This window comes from Pseudaeromonas sp. HNCC25DJ182 (assembly GCF_055413365.1).
This window is the reverse complement of the sequence record NZ_JBVAYG010000011.1, coordinates 96,125-112,465: the sequence shown is the minus strand read 5'-3', so window position 1 is coordinate 112,465 and position 16,341 is coordinate 96,125. Positions and strand designations below refer to the sequence as shown.

Here is a 16,341-nt window from a genome sequence, read left to right as displayed (position 1 = left end):
AGATCCCTTAGCCGGTCAGGCCGATGTCTGGCGAAGCCATTGAGCAACGCGCTTGGCAAAGTAGGTGAGGATGCCGTCAGCGCCTGCCCGTTTAAAGCAGATCAAGGATTCGAGGATTGTCTCGCGCTCCTTGAGCCAGCCATTCTGGATCGCCGCCATATGCATGGCGTACTCGCCACTGACCTGATAGGCGAAGGTCGGGACGCCATACTGGGCTTTGACCCGGGTCACCACATCCAGATAGGGCATGCCGGGTTTGACCATCACCATATCGGCACCCTCGGCGATATCCATACCGACCTCGTGCAGGGCCTCATCGCTGTTGGCCGGATCCATCTGGTAGGTTTCCTTGCTGCTCTTGCCCAGATTAGCGGCCGAGCCGACTGCGTCCCGGAAAGGGCCATAGTAGTGGGAGGCGTACTTGGCCGAGTAGGCCATGATTTGGGTGTTGGAGAAGCCATGGCTTTCCAGTGCCTCGCGGATGGCGCCGATGCGGCCGTCCATCATGTCGGAAGGGGCGACCACATCGGCTCCCGCTACGGCATGGGAGAGCGCCTGTTTCACCAGTGCCCGGGTGGTGACCTCGTTCAGCACATAACCGCTGTCATCTATGATGCCGTCCTGACCGTGAGTGGTGTAGGGGTCGAGAGCGACATCGGTGATGACGCCCAGCTGCGGGAACGCTGCTTTGAGGGCGCGCACCGTGCGCTGAACCAGGCCCTGATCATCCCAGGCGGCGGTGGCGTCGAGACTCTTGTGCTCCTGACCGATCACCGGGAACAGGGCAATCGCCGGTAAGCCCAGTGCGACCAATTCGGCAGCCTCCTGCAACAGCAGATCCAGCGACAGGCGTTCGATTCCCGGCATGCTGGCGATGGCCTCGCGGCGATTCTCTCCCTCCAGTACGAAGACCGGATAGATGAGATCATCCACGGTCAGAACATTTTCCCGGACCAGGCGGCGACTGAAGTCATGTTTGCGCAAACGGCGCGGGCGGCGGGCTGGAAAGGCCGCGGCAACGAATTGGGTCATAACGGTACCTCATCAAGGCGAAAGAAGGCTCTGCTGGTCGCACGGGTATGGGCCAGCAGTTGGGTCACCGGTTCCCCGCGGAGCATGGCGATGCTGGCCGCGATATGGGGCAGGAAGGCCGGCTCATTGCGGCGGGATTTGGGTTTCGGGCTCAGATCCCGCGGTAACAGATAGGGGGCATCGGTTTCGATCATCAGACGTCCGGCCGGGATTCTCGGTACCAGGGCGCGAAGCTCCTCACCCCGACGTTCATCGCAGACCCAACCGGTAACACCAATGTGCAGTCCCAGGGCCAGACACTCGGCCAACTCGTCACCGTTGCCGGTAAAGCAGTGCAACACGGCACCTGGCAGGTGCGACATCCAGGGCTCGAGCAGGGCTACGAAACGTGCATGGGCATCGCGGCAGTGTAGAAATACCGGACGTCGCAACTCGGCGGCCAACTCCAGCTGGGCGCTGAAGGCGGCCTCCTGTGCCGGACGAGGGGAAAAGTCGCGATTAAAATCGAGCCCACACTCGCCGATGGCCACAACTTGGGGTTGGGCGGCCAGCTCCCGTAGGGCTTGCGCGCTCTGGCTGTCCCAGTGGCGCGCATCATGGGGGTGGACACCTGCAGTGCTGAAGGCATAGCCCGGCCAACGCTGGGCTAACTCGGCGGCGGCGGCACTCTCGGCCAGATCGGTGCCGGTCAGGATCAAGGCCTCGACCCCGGCATCGCGAGCCCGCTGCACCACAGCATCCTGGTCATGGGCGAACTGGGCATTCCCCAGATTCAGGCCAATATCAATCATGGGGTATCCTCCGGTGGGGCGGGCTTACGGTAGAAGCGGCCCATGAGCAGACCCAACTCGAAGAGTAGGCAGATGGGGACTGCCAGCAGGGTTTGCGAGAGCACGTCGGGCGGGGTGAGAAACATGGCGACCACAAAAGCCCCGACGATGAAATAGGGACGCTTCTCGGCCAGCGCCTGGGGTGTGGTCGCGCCACTCCAGCACAGCAGGCAAACGGCCACGGGCACCTCGAAGGCCAGGCCAAAGGCGAAGAACATCCCCATGATAAAACTCAGATAACTGGCGATATCGGTGGCCATGGTGACGCCTTCCGGCGCCGTCTGGGCGAAGAAGCTGAACACCATGGGGAAGACCACAAAATAGGCGAACAGCATGCCCAGGTAATAGAGCCCGGTACTGGCCACTACCAAGGGCAAGACCATCTTGCGTTCATGTTGATACAGGCCCGGCGCCACAAACGCCCAGATCTGGTACAGCACGTAGGGGATAGCCACAAACAACGCCACATACAGAGTCAGCTTCATCGGGATCATGAAGGGGGTGGTGACGTCGGTGGCGATCATCTGTGCCCCGCTGGGCATGTTTCGCAACAGGGGTAGCGCCAGCAGATGGTAGATATCGTTGGCGAAGTAGATCAGCACCACAAACAGGGCCGCAACGGCCGCCAGCGAGCGTAACAGACGGCGGCGCAATTCCAGCAAATGGCTGATCAGCGGTTGTTGATGCAGGGTCATGGCTGTTTGTCGCCGTCGACGGGCGTAAGGGGGGACGAGGCGTCCACGTTTCCGGCGCCCGTTTTTTCGGCGCCCAAGTTGCCGGCACGTTGCACCGCGGCCGCCTTGAGCTCGGCAATCGCCTGCTGGATCTCGGTCGCCACGGCGGTTTGCGATGACGGCAAGGTCTCGGTGGCAGCTATGTGACGGGGCTGCTGGTCGGGTGTTTGCTCCGGTTTGAGGGGGCCGAGCGCCAGCTCATGCTCAAATTCGGATTTGACGGCATTCAGGGTCGAGCGGGCGATGCGAACCCAGTGCGCTACGCTGCGGACGGCAACTGGCATGCGCTCCGGCCCCAGGACGACCAGCGCGACGATGGCACACAGCACCAGCTCCCAGAAGCCGACATCGAACATGGCTTACTTATCCTGCGGCGTGTCGGCGGCTGGTTTTTTCGGCGCGGATCCGGCGTCGACATGAAACTGGGCATCGGCCAGCTGTTCCGGCTCTACGGGGGGCTTGTCGGCCTTGGGCTCGTCATGCAGCGCCTTCTTGAAATCGCGCAGGGCGCTGCCCAGATCCCCGCCCATATTGCGCAGTTTTTTGGTGCCGAACAGGATCAGCACGATGAAGGCGATGAGCAGGAGTTCGGTAATACTAAAGTGCATGATTCACCTCAGGTTGAGTGGCGGTCAGGTCCAGCCGGTTATCCATTCTGGAGCTGGTGGGCAAGTTCAGTGACGTTGGGTAGCCATAGCGCGCCAGCCAGCCAGCCAGAACAGGGCGGCAGTCACTATGCCGCATACGCCGAGATTGTGGAACCGGCTTTCGAGCAATAGCGAGCCGCCGATCAGCAAAGCGCCACCGATGCCGAGCAGATAGCGGGCTCGGCCCTGCTGCTGGTGTTGCCGCTGGAACTGATGCGAGAGCCGATCCAGTTGATGTTGCTGACGTTGCGCTTGTTGCAGGGCATCGTAAACCAGATCCGGTAACTGCGGCAGCTTCTCCAGCCAGAATGGCGCGTTCTCCTGCAGGGCTCGCCAAGCGGCCTGCGGGCCAATTTGCTGTCGCATCCAGCGTTCGAGGAAGGGTTTGGCGGTCTGCCACAGATCGAGTTGCGGGTAGAGCTGACGCCCCAGCCCCTCGACGTAGAGCAGGGTCTTCTGCAGTAACACCAACTGTGGCTGCACCTGCATATTGAAGCGTCGGGCGGTGTTGAACAGGTTCAGCAGCACCTGACCGAACGAGATCTCGGCCAGAGGCTTGGCAAAGATCGGTTCGAGTACGGTACGCAGTGCCGATTCGAACTCTTCAACCTTGGTCTCTGGTGGAACCCAACCCGATTGCACATGCAGCTCGGCGACCCGACGGTAATCCCGATTGAAGAAGGCGAGAAAATTCTCCGCCAGATAGCGTTTATCGGCACGATTCAGGGTGCCGACAATGCCGCAGTCGATGCCAATCCACAGGGGATCGTCGGGATGTTCGTAAGAGACAAAGACATTGCCTGGATGCATATCGGCGTGGAAGAAACTGTCGCGGAATACCTGGGTGAAGAACACTTCCACCCCGCGTTCGGCCAGCAATTTCAGGTTGGTGCCATTGGCTTCCAGGGCTGGACGATCAGAGACCGGAATCCCGTAGATACGCTCCATCACCAGTACATTTTCGCGGCACAGATCGGTATGAATGCGCGGGACGTAGAGCAGGGGCGAATCCTCGAAGTTTCGCCGCAGCTGGATGGCATTGGCTGCTTCACTCATCAGGTTCAGCTCATCGAGCAGCGTCTTGCGATATTCCTGCACCACCTCGACCGGACGCAAGCGATTACGAGGCACCAACCAGGCCACCAGGCGGGCGAGGGCTTCAAGTAACTCCAAGTCGGCATCGATCACCGGACGGATATCCGGGCGGATCACCTTCAGCACCACGTCTTCACCACTGCTTTTGAGCCGCGCGGTGTGCACCTGGGCAACGGACGCCGAGGCGAGCGGGCTCTCGTCAAACTCATCAAACAAGGCTTCGATGGGCTGCTTCAGGCTCTGTTCTATCTGCTGGCGAGCCAGGGCGCCAGGAAATGGCGGTACCCGATCCTGCAACAGTGCCAGCTCCTCGGCCAGATCGGGCGGCAGCAGGTCGCGGCGGGTGGAGAGCATCTGCCCGAACTTGATGAAGACCGGACCCAGAGCCTCGAAAGCGAGCCGTAGCCGTTTGCCTCGTGAGGCGGTGGGGTGGCGGTTGCGCAACCAGAACAGGCTGCGGCGCCAGAGGCGGATAGGCCAGGGCTGCCACTGCCGGGGTAGCAATTCATCCAGACCATGCTGGAGCAGAACCGCACCGATGCGGTACAGGCGGCGTAGCTCGCGCAGTCTCATAGTCCAATCCTGTGGGCCAGTTTTTCCAGACGCAGTGCCGTGCTGTCAAATTGTTGTTTGAGCGCACGGACATCGTCACTGAAGCAGGCAACTTCCAGAGGCCCGGGGGCGAGACGGGCCTCTTCGGTGACGTATTCCGCCACGTCCTGACGCAGCATATCCCGCTGTTGGCGCAGGCTCTGGTGCAGACTGCGGACGGAGTGGCAGAGGGTATGGGCGATGACATCCCCGGTGTAGCGGGCGATATGCCCTTCCCAATCGATGTGCAGCTCGCCCAGCAGGATCGCAAATTGGTTGAACAGGGCTGGGTCGCCTTGCAGATCGACCTTGCCTTCACGGATCAGCGGCGTGAGCTGGTTCTTGTCCCGCAAGCGGGGCAGGGCATCCAGGTTCAGGCTGATCCCGGCGTCGGCGGTACCGCTATAGCGGGTCAGAATATCCACCTGGCTGGGCGAGAACACCAGCCACAGTGGTTTCAGTTCGCGAATATCCAGCTGCAGCACCTTGCCATGTAACGGCTGACGGCGAAAAGCAGCGCGCTCATCCAGCGCCAGCAACTGATTCAGCGCAGTTTCCAACCCGGCGGTGAGCAGGATCTCCAGTGGCATTGGCAACGGCAATGACATCGCAACTCCCGAATTTTAGAATTTGTAACCGCGATGCAGGGCGACGACGCCTTGGGTTAAATTGAAATATTCGACGGCCTCGAAGCCGACGGCCTCCATCATGCCCTTGAGGGTTTCCTGATCCGGATGCATGCGGATCGATTCGGCCAGGTACTGATAGCTGTCACCATCCTGCGCCACGATCTGACCCATTTTTGGCAGTATGTGAAACGAATAGAGGTCATAGAGTTTGGCCATCAACTCGTTGGTGGGTTTGGAAAACTCCAGCACCAGCAGACGACCACCGGGTTTGAGCACCCGGAACATGGAGGCCAGCGCCTTGTCTTTATCGGTGACGTTGCGTAGGCCGAAGCCGATGGTGATGAGATCGAAATGGTTATCCGGGAAGGGCAAGGCCTCGGCATTGGCCTGGACGTAACGGATATTCTCGACCAGACCGAGATTGCGCAGCTTGTCGCGACCGACCTTGAGCATGGAGTCATTGATATCCGCCAGCACCACCTCTCCGGTTTCACCGACGATGCGCGAGAAACGGGCGGTCAGATCCCCAGTGCCGCCTGCCAGATCCAGCGCCTTATGGCCGGGACGCAGACCGGCACAATCAATGGCAAAGCGTTTCCACAGACGATGGATACCAAACGACATCAGGTCGTTCATCAGGTCATACTTGGCGGCGACGGAATGAAACACACCCGCCACCATCTGCTCTTTCTCGTGGGCAGCGACTGTCTTGTAGCCAAAATGTGTTGTTTCGTCACTCATCTCTAGATCCGTTCTCTGGTCCAAAAAACAGCCGCAGTGTATCGCAATTTACGATCCAGATCAGGAGGAAGAGGTCGGGGTTGTCGGTGATGTGGCAGAAAACCGCGTGCCAATCGGTTAGGTGGTGGGTTCGGTATCGGGTCCGGGATTCTGTGCATCGTTGATATGGATATGAAAACGGGAGAGCAGCTGCCGCTCATGGGGGGATAACCCCTGCGCCAGATTTCCATACCAGATTTCAGCTTCTGTCATGGAGTGGTGAGCCAGGATCCGCGAGGCAATGGTCAGCAATTGAGGCAGCGATGGCTGGATAGGCAGTATGGGGGATAGTCGCGCCGGAGCGGGTGCAGGATCCAGATAACTGTGCAGCAGCAACTGCAATTGTTCGAAGGCTTGCTCATGTTGTTGCTGTGCCTCTAGCGCATTGCAGAAATTCATCCGCATGTAGGGAATGCTGTAATGGCTGATCGCTCCCGTGGTGGTGCATAAATCCAGAGCCTGTTCATAGGCAGGCTGACTGGTAGCAAAATCTTTGGCCAAGGTGGCAGCGGTTGCCAGATTGAACCAGGCATCGGGGGTATTCTGTTGTTCGGCGACAAAGCGGAAGTAACTGACCGCCTCGGCATGGCGGTGATTGTTCAGATGAGCATGAGCGAGAATTTTACAGGCTTCGATGAGCTCCTGGGGGCTACCGCGCTCCAATAATAAACCGGCGGCACTGACCACAGAATCCAATTGGTTATCCTGAAGTTCGCGCCAGAGCCCACTAAACAGCAACGCCTCCCGTTCGGCGCTCTGGTTGGGTGGTGATTTTTTTGCGGATTCTCTGAGTTGTGCCTGGTGCCACTGTTCCCTAATCCATTGCAACATGCTCTCTACCCGTATTGAATTAGCCGGTACTCTCATCCTTGAGGCCGTTCTGACGGCGAATCATGCACTGACTGTTGGCTGCAATGCCGTAGCCGCGATTCCATTTTTTACAAAATGGCGGAGCCTGATCGGCCGGGCGGTTCGATTTTATGCGCTGGATCTGAGTTTTAGGGGGTTTTGTGTCAAGTGTCAATTGAGTCAGCAAATGAAAGTTAAACTTTGCGTTCCCCGCCATTGGAATGGTCATTGGGTCATGCGCGCTGGATTTTGCCCTGCCACGGCGCCGAGGCGTACCCCCTTGTACCGCTAGCCGGGATCACGGATGATAAATTCCCGTTTTTTTTCCGAATGCTCATGAGTTCAATTACCGTGACCAACCCTACCGTGAAAGAGCAACTTCCTGCCCGGGAGAGCGTTTGCCACGAGTGTGATTTATTGGTGGCCGTGCCGGCATTGCAGGAGGGAGAACAGGCACTTTGCCCGCAGTGCGGTAATGTACTGGTGCATCTGCCGAACAATCCCCGGGTGGGGCCTCCGGTCTTTGCATTGACCAGTATTATCATGCTGCTGTGTGCCAATGTGTTGCCATTCCTGGCTATCAACGCTCAGGGGATGGTGAACAGCATGAGCCTGTTCGAGGCGGCCTCGGTGCTCTTCAGCGAGGAATACCGTGTCTTGTCGGTGTTGGTATTCTTGTGCATGCAATTGTTGCCGCTGTGCTGTCTGGGGCTGGTTTGTTATCTCTATCTGGGGTTTCGCCTAAGGCGACGGCCACCACCTTTGGCTGCATTTGCAACCCGGTGGCTATTTTTGCTGTTGCCTTGGAGCATGGTCGAGGTGTTTCTAGTGGGGGTGCTCATCAGCCTCATCAAGATCGCTTCGCTGGCCCAGATCTCGGTCGGTTCCGGTTTCTGGTGTTTCTGCGTGTTCAGTCTTTCCTATTTAAAAAGCATGTTGTACTTGGACAAGAGCTGGATGTGGGAGCAGATCCGCGGCCCGATGCCGGAAATTCCCTTGTTGCTGGAGGGACAGAATGCCCTGGCGCAAGGGGTAACCCATTGCCATGGTTGTGATGGCATTCTGCTGGCTGATACTGTGCGTTGTCCCCGTTGCCAGAGCGTGGTGCATACGCGTATCCCCCACAGTATCGAATACTGTGTGGCGCTGCTGATCACCGCCTGCATCCTTTATATTCCGGCCAATCTGCTGCCTATCATGGTGACAGAAAGCCTGGGCACTAATATCTACTCCACGATCCTGGGTGGGGTGATCCTGCTGTGGAACATGGGCTCTTATCCCATTGCCATTGTCATTTTCGTGGCTAGTGTGTTGGTACCGATAGCCAAGATCCTGGCACTGTTCTGGCTCTGCTATACCGTGCGGAAGGGAGAAGTCCACCATCGGCGGGGCAGAACCCGCCTCTATCGGCTGACCGAGTTCGTTGGCCGTTGGTCGATGGTGGATGTGTTTGTGGTCGCGATCCTGGTGGCCTTGATCCGGATGGGTAAGCTGATGTCCATCTATCCCGGTGCGGCAGCGATGGCGTTTGCTGGGGTGGTGGTGGTGACCATGATTGCCGCCATGTTGTTTGATCCACGACTGATCTGGGATCGTCGTCCGCGCTGAGTCGGCGCTGGAGCTTGCCGTCCGGATAAAACTCCGTATAATGCGCCGCCTTGCCTGCCGCCGGGCGAGGATCCACACTGGATCCTGAGCGTGCCGAGTGCGAAGTAGTCAAGGCTGTCTGACGGGTTCCCTCACCCCGTCTGACGGATCTACATCACCAAAAAGGACACAATATGCAGTTATCTCCCGCGCACTATCAGACGGCGCTTATTCGTCTGTCCCTGTTCCACGTGGCTATTATTGCTGCGAGTAATTATCTGGTTCAGCTGCCCATCAGCCTGTTCGGGTTGCACACCACCTGGGGTGCATTTACTTTTCCGTTCATCTTTTTGGCAACGGATCTGACAGTCCGGATATTCGGTGCCGAATTGGCGCGCCGCATTATTCTGGTTGTGATGATGCCCGCTTTGCTGGTCTCCTATGTGTTAGGGGTGGTGTTCTTTGAAGGCCAGTTCCAAGGGGCAGGACAGTTAGCGCAGTTCAATCTGTTCGTGGCGAGAATTGCCTGCGCCAGTTTTATGGCCTATTTGCTGGGGCAGATCCTGGACGTTTCGGTGTTTAACCGCCTGCGTCAGCTCAAAGCCTGGTGGGTGGCTCCGGTGGCTTCCACCATAGTCGGTAATTTGCTGGATACGATGGCATTCTTTTTCATCGCGTTCTGGCGTAGTCCCGATGCATTCATGGCCGCCCATTGGGTCGAGATTGCAACGGTGGACTACGGAGTCAAGCTGCTGATCAGTATCGGATTGTTTGTGCCTGCGTATGGTGTCTTGTTGCGCTATCTCATGGCGAAGCTGCTGGGTTCCCGGCAGGCCGAGTTGAATCGCCAATTGAGTTAGGGCGGATCGAGTTCTGTGGGCAGATTCAAATGACCTGTTGTGTAGTTTGTGATCTGCCGCAAATCCATGTGCTTCGAAAGTGCGCAAAATGTTCGCCTTGCCGTTCTTCCCTACTGTCAGGTAGCGGGAAAAATTCAGTTTTTGTGGTTCTGCTATAGATGTCGCGAATGTTTTCCACATTGACCGAGATCAGGATCCTGTTCGATTCAGGATCCTTCATTATTTAACTTGCTGATATGCATAGTTAAATTCGTGTTTTCATTTCGAGTGAAAGCACCATTCGCTGATCCTTGTTTTTTCCTCAACAGAGATATCCACAGCTTGTTAAAATTATGCACAGGTTGCGCCGTGGCCGAATCGAGGTCGCTGTGGCATCCTTAGCCCACTTCCGAATTCTGCAGGACTCGCTTCATGACAAGCCCAGCTCCGCTCATCCTGGTGGATGGCTCTTCCTACCTTTATCGTGCCTTTTTTGCCTCGCAACAGGCTGATTTGCGGACTGCCGCCGGGGTGCCTACGGGCGCGATTCGCCTGATGACCAATATGTTGCGCAGCCTGCTCAAGCAGTATCCGAACTCTCCGGTTGCCGTGGTGTTTGATGCCAAAGGCAAGAGCTTTCGTAACGAGCTCTATCCGGAATACAAGGCCAATCGCGCGGCGATGCCGGATGAACTACGAGCTCAGATCGCGCCGATCCATGCCATTATCCGCGCTATGGGCTTGCCGCTGCTGGTGATTGATGGTGTGGAGGCGGATGACGTCATCGGGACGCTGGCACGTCAGGCCACCGAGCAGCAGATCGAGATCCTGATCAGTACCGGTGATAAAGATATGGCGCAGTTGGTGTCTCCTCATGTGACCCTGATCGACACCATGAAAGGCGAGACCACGGATCGACAGGGAGTCATCGATCGCTTTGGCGTGCCGCCCGAACTCATCATCGACTATCTGGCATTGATGGGCGACTCCAGTGACAACATCCCCGGTATGGCGGGTGTTGGTCCGAAAACCGCTGTAGCGCTGTTGCAGGGGATCGGCAGTATCAATGAGGTGGCGAATAATCTGGATCAGGTAGCCACACTGGCGTTTCGTGGTAGCAAAGGCTTTGCCGAGAAATTCCGCGAGCAGGAGGCGGTGGTTCGTCTTTCCTATGAACTGGCAACCATCAAGACCGATGTCGAGCTGGAGGTAGGAATTACCGACATTACTCGGCCGATGCCGGATCACCAAGCCTTGCAGGCGCTGTATCGGGAATACGAATTCAAGGGGCTGATGGAAGAGGAAGGCAGTGCGGCCGCCGTTGCCGAGGCGCAATCCGCGTTGCCGAAGGCGCCGGATGCGGTGCTCTATCACACCATCCTCGACGAGGCCGATTTTGCTCTCTGGTTACAGCGTTTAGCTGAGGCCGAATTGTTTGCCTTTGATACCGAAACCGACGCTCTGGATTACATGCAAGCCCGGATTGTGGGTGTTTCCTTTGCGGTAACCGCCGGGGAAGCGGCTTATCTGCCCTTGGCCCACGACTACTTGGGCGCTCCGGCCCAGCTGGATCGGGATGCCTGCTTGGCCCGCCTCAAGCCACTGCTGGAAGATGCCAGCAAGCGTAAGGTAGGCCAGAATCTGAAATTTGATCGCAACGTGTTGCGCAATCATGGCATCGAATTGCGGGGTATTGCCTTCGACACCATGCTCGAATCCTATGTGCTGGACTCCACGGCGACCCGGCACAATATGGATGATTTGGCGGCCAAGTATCTGGGGGTCAAGACCGTGACCTTCGAGGAGATCGCAGGCAAAGGCGTCAAGCAGCTGACCTTCAACCAGATTGAACTGGAGAAGGCGGCACCCTATGCCGCAGAAGATGCCGATATTACCTTACGACTGCATCAGACCCTGTGGCCACAAGTGGCTGCGGTACCGGCGCTACAGTCGGTGCTGGAGAGCATAGAGCTGCCGTTGGTGCCGATCCTGGCCGATATGGAGCGCTGTGGGGCGCTGATTTCCGTCCCCAAGCTGGCCGAGCAGAGCCAGCAAATCGAAGTGCGGTTGCATGAGCTCGAGCTGCAAGCCCATGACATGGCTGGGCAGGCGTTTAATCTGGCATCGCCGAAACAGCTGGCGGAAATTCTGTTTGAGAAGCTTGGTTTGCCCGTGTTGAAGAAGACGCCCAAAGGCGCGCCTTCGACGGCGGAAGAAGTACTGGCGGAGTTGGCGGAAACCTATGAGCTGCCACGCCTGCTGCTGGAGCACCGCACCTTGGCTAAGTTGAAATCCACCTACACGGATAAACTGCCCTTAATGGTGAATGCAACGACGGGACGGGTACATACCTCCTATCATCAGGCTGTCACGGCAACCGGACGTCTCTCCTCCACCGATCCGAATTTGCAAAATATACCGATCCGCAGCGAAGAAGGACGACGGATCCGCCAGGCTTTTATTGCGCCGCCGGGCTACAAGCTGGTGGCGGCGGATTATTCGCAAATCGAATTGCGGATCATGGCGCATCTGTCTGAAGATCCTGGTTTGCTGAGTGCATTTGCGGCAGGACAAGATATTCACCGTGCAACAGCAGCCGAAATCATGGGCATCCCCCCTGTCGAAGTCACCACGGAACAGCGGCGTAACGCCAAAGCGATCAACTTCGGTCTCATCTATGGCATGAGCGCATTTGGTCTGGCCAAGCAACTGGGTATCCCGCGCAGTGAAGCACAGCACTATATGGACCGCTATTTTGCTCGCTACCCGGGCGTACAGCGCTATATGGAGCGCACTCGGGCCCAAGCCGAAGAGCAGGGCTATGTGGAAACCCTGTTTGGTCGTCGCCTTTATCTACCCGATATTCGTGCCCGGAATCAGGGATTGCGTAAGGCTGCCGAGCGGGCCGCCATCAATGCGCCGATGCAGGGTACGGCGGCTGACATTATCAAGCGGGCTATGATTCAACTCGCCGAGTGGCTGCCAAACTGCGAGGCCGGCAGCATTCGTATGTTGATGCAGGTGCACGATGAATTGGTATTTGAGGTTCGCGAAGACAAAATCGATGGCTATCTGCCGGAGATTCGCCGCTTGATGAGTCAGGCCGCCGAGTTGGCTGTGCCGCTCGAGGTGGGGATCGGGGTTGGCGATAACTGGGATCAGGCACATTAACTGCGGCTTGTTTGGCAATTTTTCCGGCATCCAGAAAAAAGTTCTTCAAACGTAGGAACTTTCGCCGAAATCTGCTGACTAACTTAATAGCAGAAATTGGACCATTTTGTAGACCTCCCCCGTGGAGGTCTTTTTTTATCTACTTATCGGATGACCTTGACGAGTCGTCGCCCAGCGCAGTAATGGGGAGTGAACCTGTTTGTTTTAGTGGTGGGTTATTGAAAATGTTACCAGTCACATCCCAGCTTTTTATTGAAACTTTACACCATAAATTGCTTGGCATCGCCCCAGCACGGGGCGTAGAGTTTGAGGGGTAGGGTACAGAGGTAAGATATTCCATCTTACACATTTTGCTTTGAGACATAGTCAGGCTGCTTAGCCGCCCCGGTGATCACTCATCGGGGCTTTTTTATTTTTTGGCGCTTTGGTTCCTAAAATATGAGGATTGGCGCGATACGGACGATGAAATAGAGTAATTACTGCATTTTATTTATTCGTAGCTGCTATAATTAACCCAGCGCTTGCAAGGCTGATTGCCAGATCCGTCTTGCAGGTTAGCGCCTCCCCCTTTGAGACTTTGTCTCATGACGCCAGATGTAGATCTGGCGTTTTTTTATTGCCATCTGTAATAAAGTTACGTTTTTGGTTTTCTATTCTGGCTTTTGTTTGGTTATCGATTTAATTTTCTTTTGAAAGCGCTGCTCATTAAGGATTGATATCGATGATAATCGCTGTTGCCATAAAAAAACCGCCACGCGGGCGGTTTTAAAGTGAAACCAAATTCCGAATTTACTCTGCGCTGGCATCTTCTTCCGGCTCTTCACCGGCGTAATACCACTCAGTCAATACCTCGGCTAACAGGTCAATACCGAGGCCTTTCAGGGACGAGAATGCTTCCACCCGCACTAAATGCCCGAATGGCAGTACATCACGGCGAACCTGCTGTACGATATTTTTCCGGGGACCGGCGTTGAACTTGTCGGCCTTAGTCAGAAGCACCAGCACCGGCAACTCGTTGCTGGAGGCCCACTCCAGCAGCTGCTGATCAGTGTCTTTGAGCGGATGGCGAATATCCATCAGCAGAACCAGCCCTTTGAGCGACTCTCGTTTCTGCAGATATTCTGAGAGTGAAGCCTGCCATTTACGCTTCATCTCTTCTGGCACTTGGGCATAGCCATAGCCTGGCAGGTCGACCAGGCGTCGGCCAGGCTCCAGCTCAAACAAGTTAATCAGTTGGGTACGGCCAGGGGTCTTACTCGTCCGTGCCAAGTTTTTATGGTTGGTCAGAGCGTTGAGTGCTGAGGATTTTCCTGCATTGGAACGCCCCGCAAAGGCCACCTCGACACCGCTATCATCCGGAAGGTGGCGAATATCCGGGGCGCTGGTCACAAAGTGCACCTTGTTAAAATTCAGGGTTGGCGTTTGCACGGTTAAATTCCCATTATCAAAAAAGTGAAGGGTCTTGCTGAGTCTCTAATAGCGGTAATCAACCGCCAAGTTGCTCGTATAGTATCATGAGTCATGCCGTTATGGCTTGCCAGACGCGCAGCCCGGTTTTTGGTGATGAGAGACCAGATGGAGGGCAGGGCAATGAGGGTGGAACATGGGGAGCAAGCATACCAGACATACCAGAATCCGCTGCTGACGCCGATCTTGGCTCAGTTGCTGACCGATGCCCCGGTCCATAAGCTGCATGAGTTGATGCAACGTCTGGCGAATCAAGGTTGTCTCCCTGATTGGGAAACCTCGGCTGAAATACAATTGTTTCGTACCAATTTCCTGCTCATGAACGGTCTGTATCAACTGCAGGAGCGACTGTTGGAATGCGGAACCTGGTTGCAGGTGATGCCATTGGCCTTGCAACTGGTACCCATTCCGGCTGGGCATCCCGGGTTGCAACAGGCGGATCCGTTGCGGGACTACTATCTCGATTGGTGCAATTGTTTCATGACGACCCAGCACGAGGTTGAAGCTCTGCTGCATGATTTTTGGCGGAGCTACGCGGCTAGACCGACCCTCTCTGCGCAGGTGCGTCGTCAGGCGCTAGAAACGCTGGGCCTGACGGATGCCGCAGCGTATCCGGTGATCCGTCAGCGCTGGAAACAACTGGCGCTCCAACATCACCCGGATCGGCAAGGAGATGCCTTGCAGTTCATGGCTATACGACTGGCATGGGAGCAATTACGAGATGGTTCCTAAGCCGTTTAACGAATGGTGGCGAGCCAGAAATGCGTCGCCGATGAGCTCATCCCGAGCTGAATATGGGGTGACGTGATTGAATGCGCTGATGATGGAATAAAAAAACCGCCCGTAGGCGGTTTGATAGTAAGGTTACAGGCCTAGTGAGGCCAGCAGATCATCGTGATCGTCATTACCTTGGCTGGCCGGTGCGGCGCTGCCGTGAGAGCCCATGTTTTCGCCATTGGCGACACTGCGTAGCAGACTATCCGGATCGACGACTTCATGGCGAGTAAAATCATGCAACTGGATGAACTCGGTTTTATCCATCGCCAGCTCCATGTAGAAGATATTGTTCTTCTCGGTGAAGAAGGAGACGCGACGAGCCTGAGGACGATCCAGATTGGTATCGACCGAAATCAGTACCTGCTTATTCAGGGTCAGCATCTTCGGCTGACTCTGGCTGATCGAGGTCTGCAGCTCCTGACTCACCTTGTTGGTAAAATCCCCCAGGATCTGGTTCATTAATTCACCCATGACGTTACCGACTTCGTCTGACGTGTGCAGGGTGGCCAGCTCTTCTTTCGGTATCCCCATGTTCATCAGATAGTTCTGATACACCTCGAGGGCGGCGGCGGCGGTAAAATTAATTACTACCAACCCGGAAAATGCACCGTCGAATAACACAAAACAGCCGATGTCAGGCCGCAAGCAAGTTTTGCTGATCCGCTGCACCATGGGTGAGTAGTTGACTTCATGGTGGGTGGCTTCGCTCAGAACGCTGCTGACGGAATGGCACAATTTGAGCAGGATATCTTCGGTCGAAATCGGTGCGTTTTTCTTTGTCTTCATCATAGTCGCGATACCAGGAGGGACATGCCTCGCCCTCCCGTGAGGCCGCTAACAGGCGTAGCTGCCAGCGGTGGTGATAATTCTGATCCAGATTATGGCAGAGTCGATGCGCTACTGTTGGGATCTTGGCGATCTTCTCATGGTTTTGTGTTGCTGTTCCGTCGCCGCAATGCTTCGAGAACAATTTTGAATTGATACGGCATGATCAATAGCAGGCCGCTGACCAGTAATACCGGGGTATAGAACGGAAAACGCCATGCTTCCGGCATCAACTGCACGATTTCAAAATGCTCTATGATGCCCCAGAGCATCAGGATGGAACCCAGAATGTCCAGGATCAATAGGGGTAGGGGGGCTTTCAGGGGCTGGCTCATGGTCCACTCCATGGTTCAAGAACGAATACCGTGTAAGGATACCTGGAGTCCACGGCCTTGTGCATGACCTGTGCCGGTCAAATCGGCCTTTTTTCGCCTATTCTTGAGGAGGAATTTGGGGGCTTGCCCCTTTCATGTCACAATGCTGCCCCA

The 16,341-nt window shown here is 56.2% G+C and carries 16 protein-coding genes; 4 read left to right on the top strand and 12 right to left on the bottom strand.

Annotation, left to right across the window (positions count from 1 at the left end):
* Positions 1 to 15 precede the first annotated feature (15 nt).
* The 9 genes from hemB to ACZYUB_RS10625 all read right to left on the bottom strand — a co-directional run bounded on the left by hemB (position 16) and on the right by ACZYUB_RS10625 (position 7,169).
* Entirely contained in the window at positions 16 to 1,032 is a 1,017-nt protein-coding gene (gene hemB / locus ACZYUB_RS10665) for a porphobilinogen synthase (RefSeq protein ID WP_463947759.1), read from the bottom strand.
* On the bottom strand, positions 1,029 to 1,823 hold the full coding sequence (gene tatD / locus ACZYUB_RS10660; RefSeq protein WP_463947758.1) for a 3'-5' ssDNA/RNA exonuclease TatD: 795 nt from the start codon (positions 1,821 to 1,823) through the stop codon (positions 1,029 to 1,031). Before tatD ends, hemB begins: the two co-directional genes overlap by 4 nt.
* Positions 1,820 to 2,557 carry a twin-arginine translocase subunit TatC gene (gene tatC / locus ACZYUB_RS10655; protein ID WP_463947756.1) on the bottom strand — a complete coding sequence of 246 codons (738 nt, stop codon included), beginning with the start codon at positions 2,555 to 2,557 and terminating at the stop codon, positions 1,820 to 1,822. Before tatC ends, tatD begins: the two co-directional genes overlap by 4 nt.
* Positions 2,554 to 2,952, bottom strand: a complete 399-nt coding sequence (gene tatB, locus ACZYUB_RS10650; RefSeq protein ID WP_463947754.1) for a Sec-independent protein translocase protein TatB — start codon at positions 2,950 to 2,952, stop codon at positions 2,554 to 2,556. The genes tatC and tatB overlap by 4 nt, the downstream gene beginning before the upstream one ends.
* Positions 2,953 to 2,955: 3 nt before the next feature.
* Positions 2,956 to 3,204 (bottom strand): twin-arginine translocase TatA/TatE family subunit, encoded by a 249-nt coding sequence (tatA, locus tag ACZYUB_RS10645; RefSeq protein ID WP_463947753.1) that lies wholly within the window; start codon positions 3,202 to 3,204, stop codon positions 2,956 to 2,958.
* A 66-nt stretch (positions 3,205 to 3,270) separates the two neighbouring features.
* The gene (ubiB, locus tag ACZYUB_RS10640) at positions 3,271 to 4,911 is read right to left on the bottom strand and encodes a ubiquinone biosynthesis regulatory protein kinase UbiB (RefSeq protein ID WP_463947751.1); all 1,641 of its coding nucleotides are present in this window, start codon (positions 4,909 to 4,911) and stop codon (positions 3,271 to 3,273) included.
* Positions 4,908 to 5,519: a ubiquinone biosynthesis accessory factor UbiJ gene (locus tag ACZYUB_RS10635; protein WP_463947785.1), complete on the bottom strand. Its 612-nt coding sequence runs from the start codon at positions 5,517 to 5,519 to the stop codon at positions 4,908 to 4,910. The genes ubiB and ACZYUB_RS10635 overlap by 4 nt, the downstream gene beginning before the upstream one ends.
* A 33-nt stretch (positions 5,520 to 5,552) precedes the next feature.
* Positions 5,553 to 6,299 carry a bifunctional demethylmenaquinone methyltransferase/2-methoxy-6-polyprenyl-1,4-benzoquinol methylase UbiE gene (ubiE, locus tag ACZYUB_RS10630; RefSeq protein ID WP_463947750.1) on the bottom strand — a complete coding sequence of 249 codons (747 nt, stop codon included), beginning with the start codon at positions 6,297 to 6,299 and terminating at the stop codon, positions 5,553 to 5,555.
* Positions 6,300 to 6,416: 117 nt separating this feature from the next.
* Positions 6,417 to 7,169 (bottom strand): hypothetical protein, encoded by a 753-nt coding sequence (locus ACZYUB_RS10625; protein WP_463947749.1) that lies wholly within the window; start codon positions 7,167 to 7,169, stop codon positions 6,417 to 6,419.
* 354 nt (positions 7,170 to 7,523) lie between these two features.
* Here ACZYUB_RS10625 and ACZYUB_RS10620 point away from each other — a divergent pair, with 354 nt between their 5' ends.
* The 3 genes from ACZYUB_RS10620 to polA all read left to right on the top strand — a co-directional run bounded on the left by ACZYUB_RS10620 (position 7,524) and on the right by polA (position 12,784).
* Positions 7,524 to 8,795 (top strand): PqiA/YebS family transporter subunit, encoded by a 1,272-nt coding sequence (locus tag ACZYUB_RS10620; RefSeq protein WP_463947747.1) that lies wholly within the window; start codon positions 7,524 to 7,526, stop codon positions 8,793 to 8,795.
* A gap of 173 nt (positions 8,796 to 8,968) precedes the next feature.
* A complete protein-coding gene (locus tag ACZYUB_RS10615; protein WP_463947745.1) occupies positions 8,969 to 9,634 on the top strand; it encodes a 7-cyano-7-deazaguanine/7-aminomethyl-7-deazaguanine transporter in 666 nt (221 codons plus the stop codon).
* A gap of 411 nt (positions 9,635 to 10,045) precedes the next feature.
* Positions 10,046 to 12,784: a DNA polymerase I gene (polA, locus tag ACZYUB_RS10610; protein WP_463947744.1), complete on the top strand. Its 2,739-nt coding sequence runs from the start codon at positions 10,046 to 10,048 to the stop codon at positions 12,782 to 12,784.
* A gap of 789 nt (positions 12,785 to 13,573) precedes the next feature.
* Here the strand turns inward: polA and yihA are convergent.
* Positions 13,574 to 14,212: a ribosome biogenesis GTP-binding protein YihA/YsxC gene (yihA, locus tag ACZYUB_RS10605; protein ID WP_463947742.1), complete on the bottom strand. Its 639-nt coding sequence runs from the start codon at positions 14,210 to 14,212 to the stop codon at positions 13,574 to 13,576.
* Positions 14,213 to 14,374: 162 nt separating this feature from the next.
* On the opposite strand from yihA, the gene ACZYUB_RS10600 reads away from it, so the two are divergent.
* Positions 14,375 to 14,983, top strand: coding sequence for a DNA-J related domain-containing protein (locus tag ACZYUB_RS10600; protein ID WP_463947741.1), 609 nt, complete (start codon positions 14,375 to 14,377; stop codon positions 14,981 to 14,983).
* 132 nt (positions 14,984 to 15,115) lie between these two features.
* Here the strand turns inward: ACZYUB_RS10600 and ACZYUB_RS10595 are convergent, their stop codons facing one another.
* Both ACZYUB_RS10595 and ACZYUB_RS10590 read right to left on the bottom strand, forming a co-directional pair.
* Positions 15,116 to 15,817: a DUF3334 family protein gene (locus tag ACZYUB_RS10595; RefSeq protein WP_463947739.1), complete on the bottom strand. Its 702-nt coding sequence runs from the start codon at positions 15,815 to 15,817 to the stop codon at positions 15,116 to 15,118.
* A gap of 134 nt (positions 15,818 to 15,951) precedes the next feature.
* Positions 15,952 to 16,188 carry a hypothetical protein gene (locus tag ACZYUB_RS10590; protein WP_463947738.1) on the bottom strand — a complete coding sequence of 79 codons (237 nt, stop codon included), beginning with the start codon at positions 16,186 to 16,188 and terminating at the stop codon, positions 15,952 to 15,954.
* Positions 16,189 to 16,341 lie beyond the last annotated feature (153 nt).

What these genes read in the sequence shown, in the direction of transcription:
- hemB (WP_463947759.1), bottom strand. Translation starts at nt 1,032, where the DNA reads ATGACCCAATTCGTTGCCGCGGCCTTTCCAGCCCGCCGCCCGCGCCGT.
- tatD (WP_463947758.1), bottom strand. Translation starts at nt 1,823, where the DNA reads ATGATTGATATTGGCCTGAATCTGGGGAATGCCCAGTTCGCCCATGAC.
- tatC (WP_463947756.1), bottom strand. Translation starts at nt 2,557, where the DNA reads ATGACCCTGCATCAACAACCGCTGATCAGCCATTTGCTGGAATTGCGC.
- tatB (WP_463947754.1), bottom strand. Translation starts at nt 2,952, where the DNA reads ATGTTCGATGTCGGCTTCTGGGAGCTGGTGCTGTGTGCCATCGTCGCG.
- tatA (WP_463947753.1), bottom strand. Translation starts at nt 3,204, where the DNA reads ATGCACTTTAGTATTACCGAACTCCTGCTCATCGCCTTCATCGTGCTG.
- ubiB (WP_463947751.1), bottom strand. Translation starts at nt 4,911, where the DNA reads ATGAGACTGCGCGAGCTACGCCGCCTGTACCGCATCGGTGCGGTTCTG.
- ACZYUB_RS10635 (WP_463947785.1), bottom strand. Translation starts at nt 5,519, where the DNA reads ATGCCACTGGAGATCCTGCTCACCGCCGGGTTGGAAACTGCGCTGAAT.
- ubiE (WP_463947750.1), bottom strand. Translation starts at nt 6,299, where the DNA reads ATGAGTGACGAAACAACACATTTTGGCTACAAGACAGTCGCTGCCCAC.
- ACZYUB_RS10625 (WP_463947749.1), bottom strand. Translation starts at nt 7,169, where the DNA reads ATGTTGCAATGGATTAGGGAACAGTGGCACCAGGCACAACTCAGAGAA.
- ACZYUB_RS10620 (WP_463947747.1), top strand. Translation starts at nt 7,524, where the DNA reads ATGAGTTCAATTACCGTGACCAACCCTACCGTGAAAGAGCAACTTCCT.
- ACZYUB_RS10615 (WP_463947745.1), top strand. Translation starts at nt 8,969, where the DNA reads ATGCAGTTATCTCCCGCGCACTATCAGACGGCGCTTATTCGTCTGTCC.
- polA (WP_463947744.1), top strand. Translation starts at nt 10,046, where the DNA reads ATGACAAGCCCAGCTCCGCTCATCCTGGTGGATGGCTCTTCCTACCTT.
- ACZYUB_RS10600 (WP_463947741.1), top strand. Translation starts at nt 14,375, where the DNA reads ATGAGGGTGGAACATGGGGAGCAAGCATACCAGACATACCAGAATCCG.
- ACZYUB_RS10595 (WP_463947739.1), bottom strand. Translation starts at nt 15,817, where the DNA reads ATGATGAAGACAAAGAAAAACGCACCGATTTCGACCGAAGATATCCTG.
- ACZYUB_RS10590 (WP_463947738.1), bottom strand. Translation starts at nt 16,188, where the DNA reads ATGAGCCAGCCCCTGAAAGCCCCCCTACCCCTATTGATCCTGGACATT.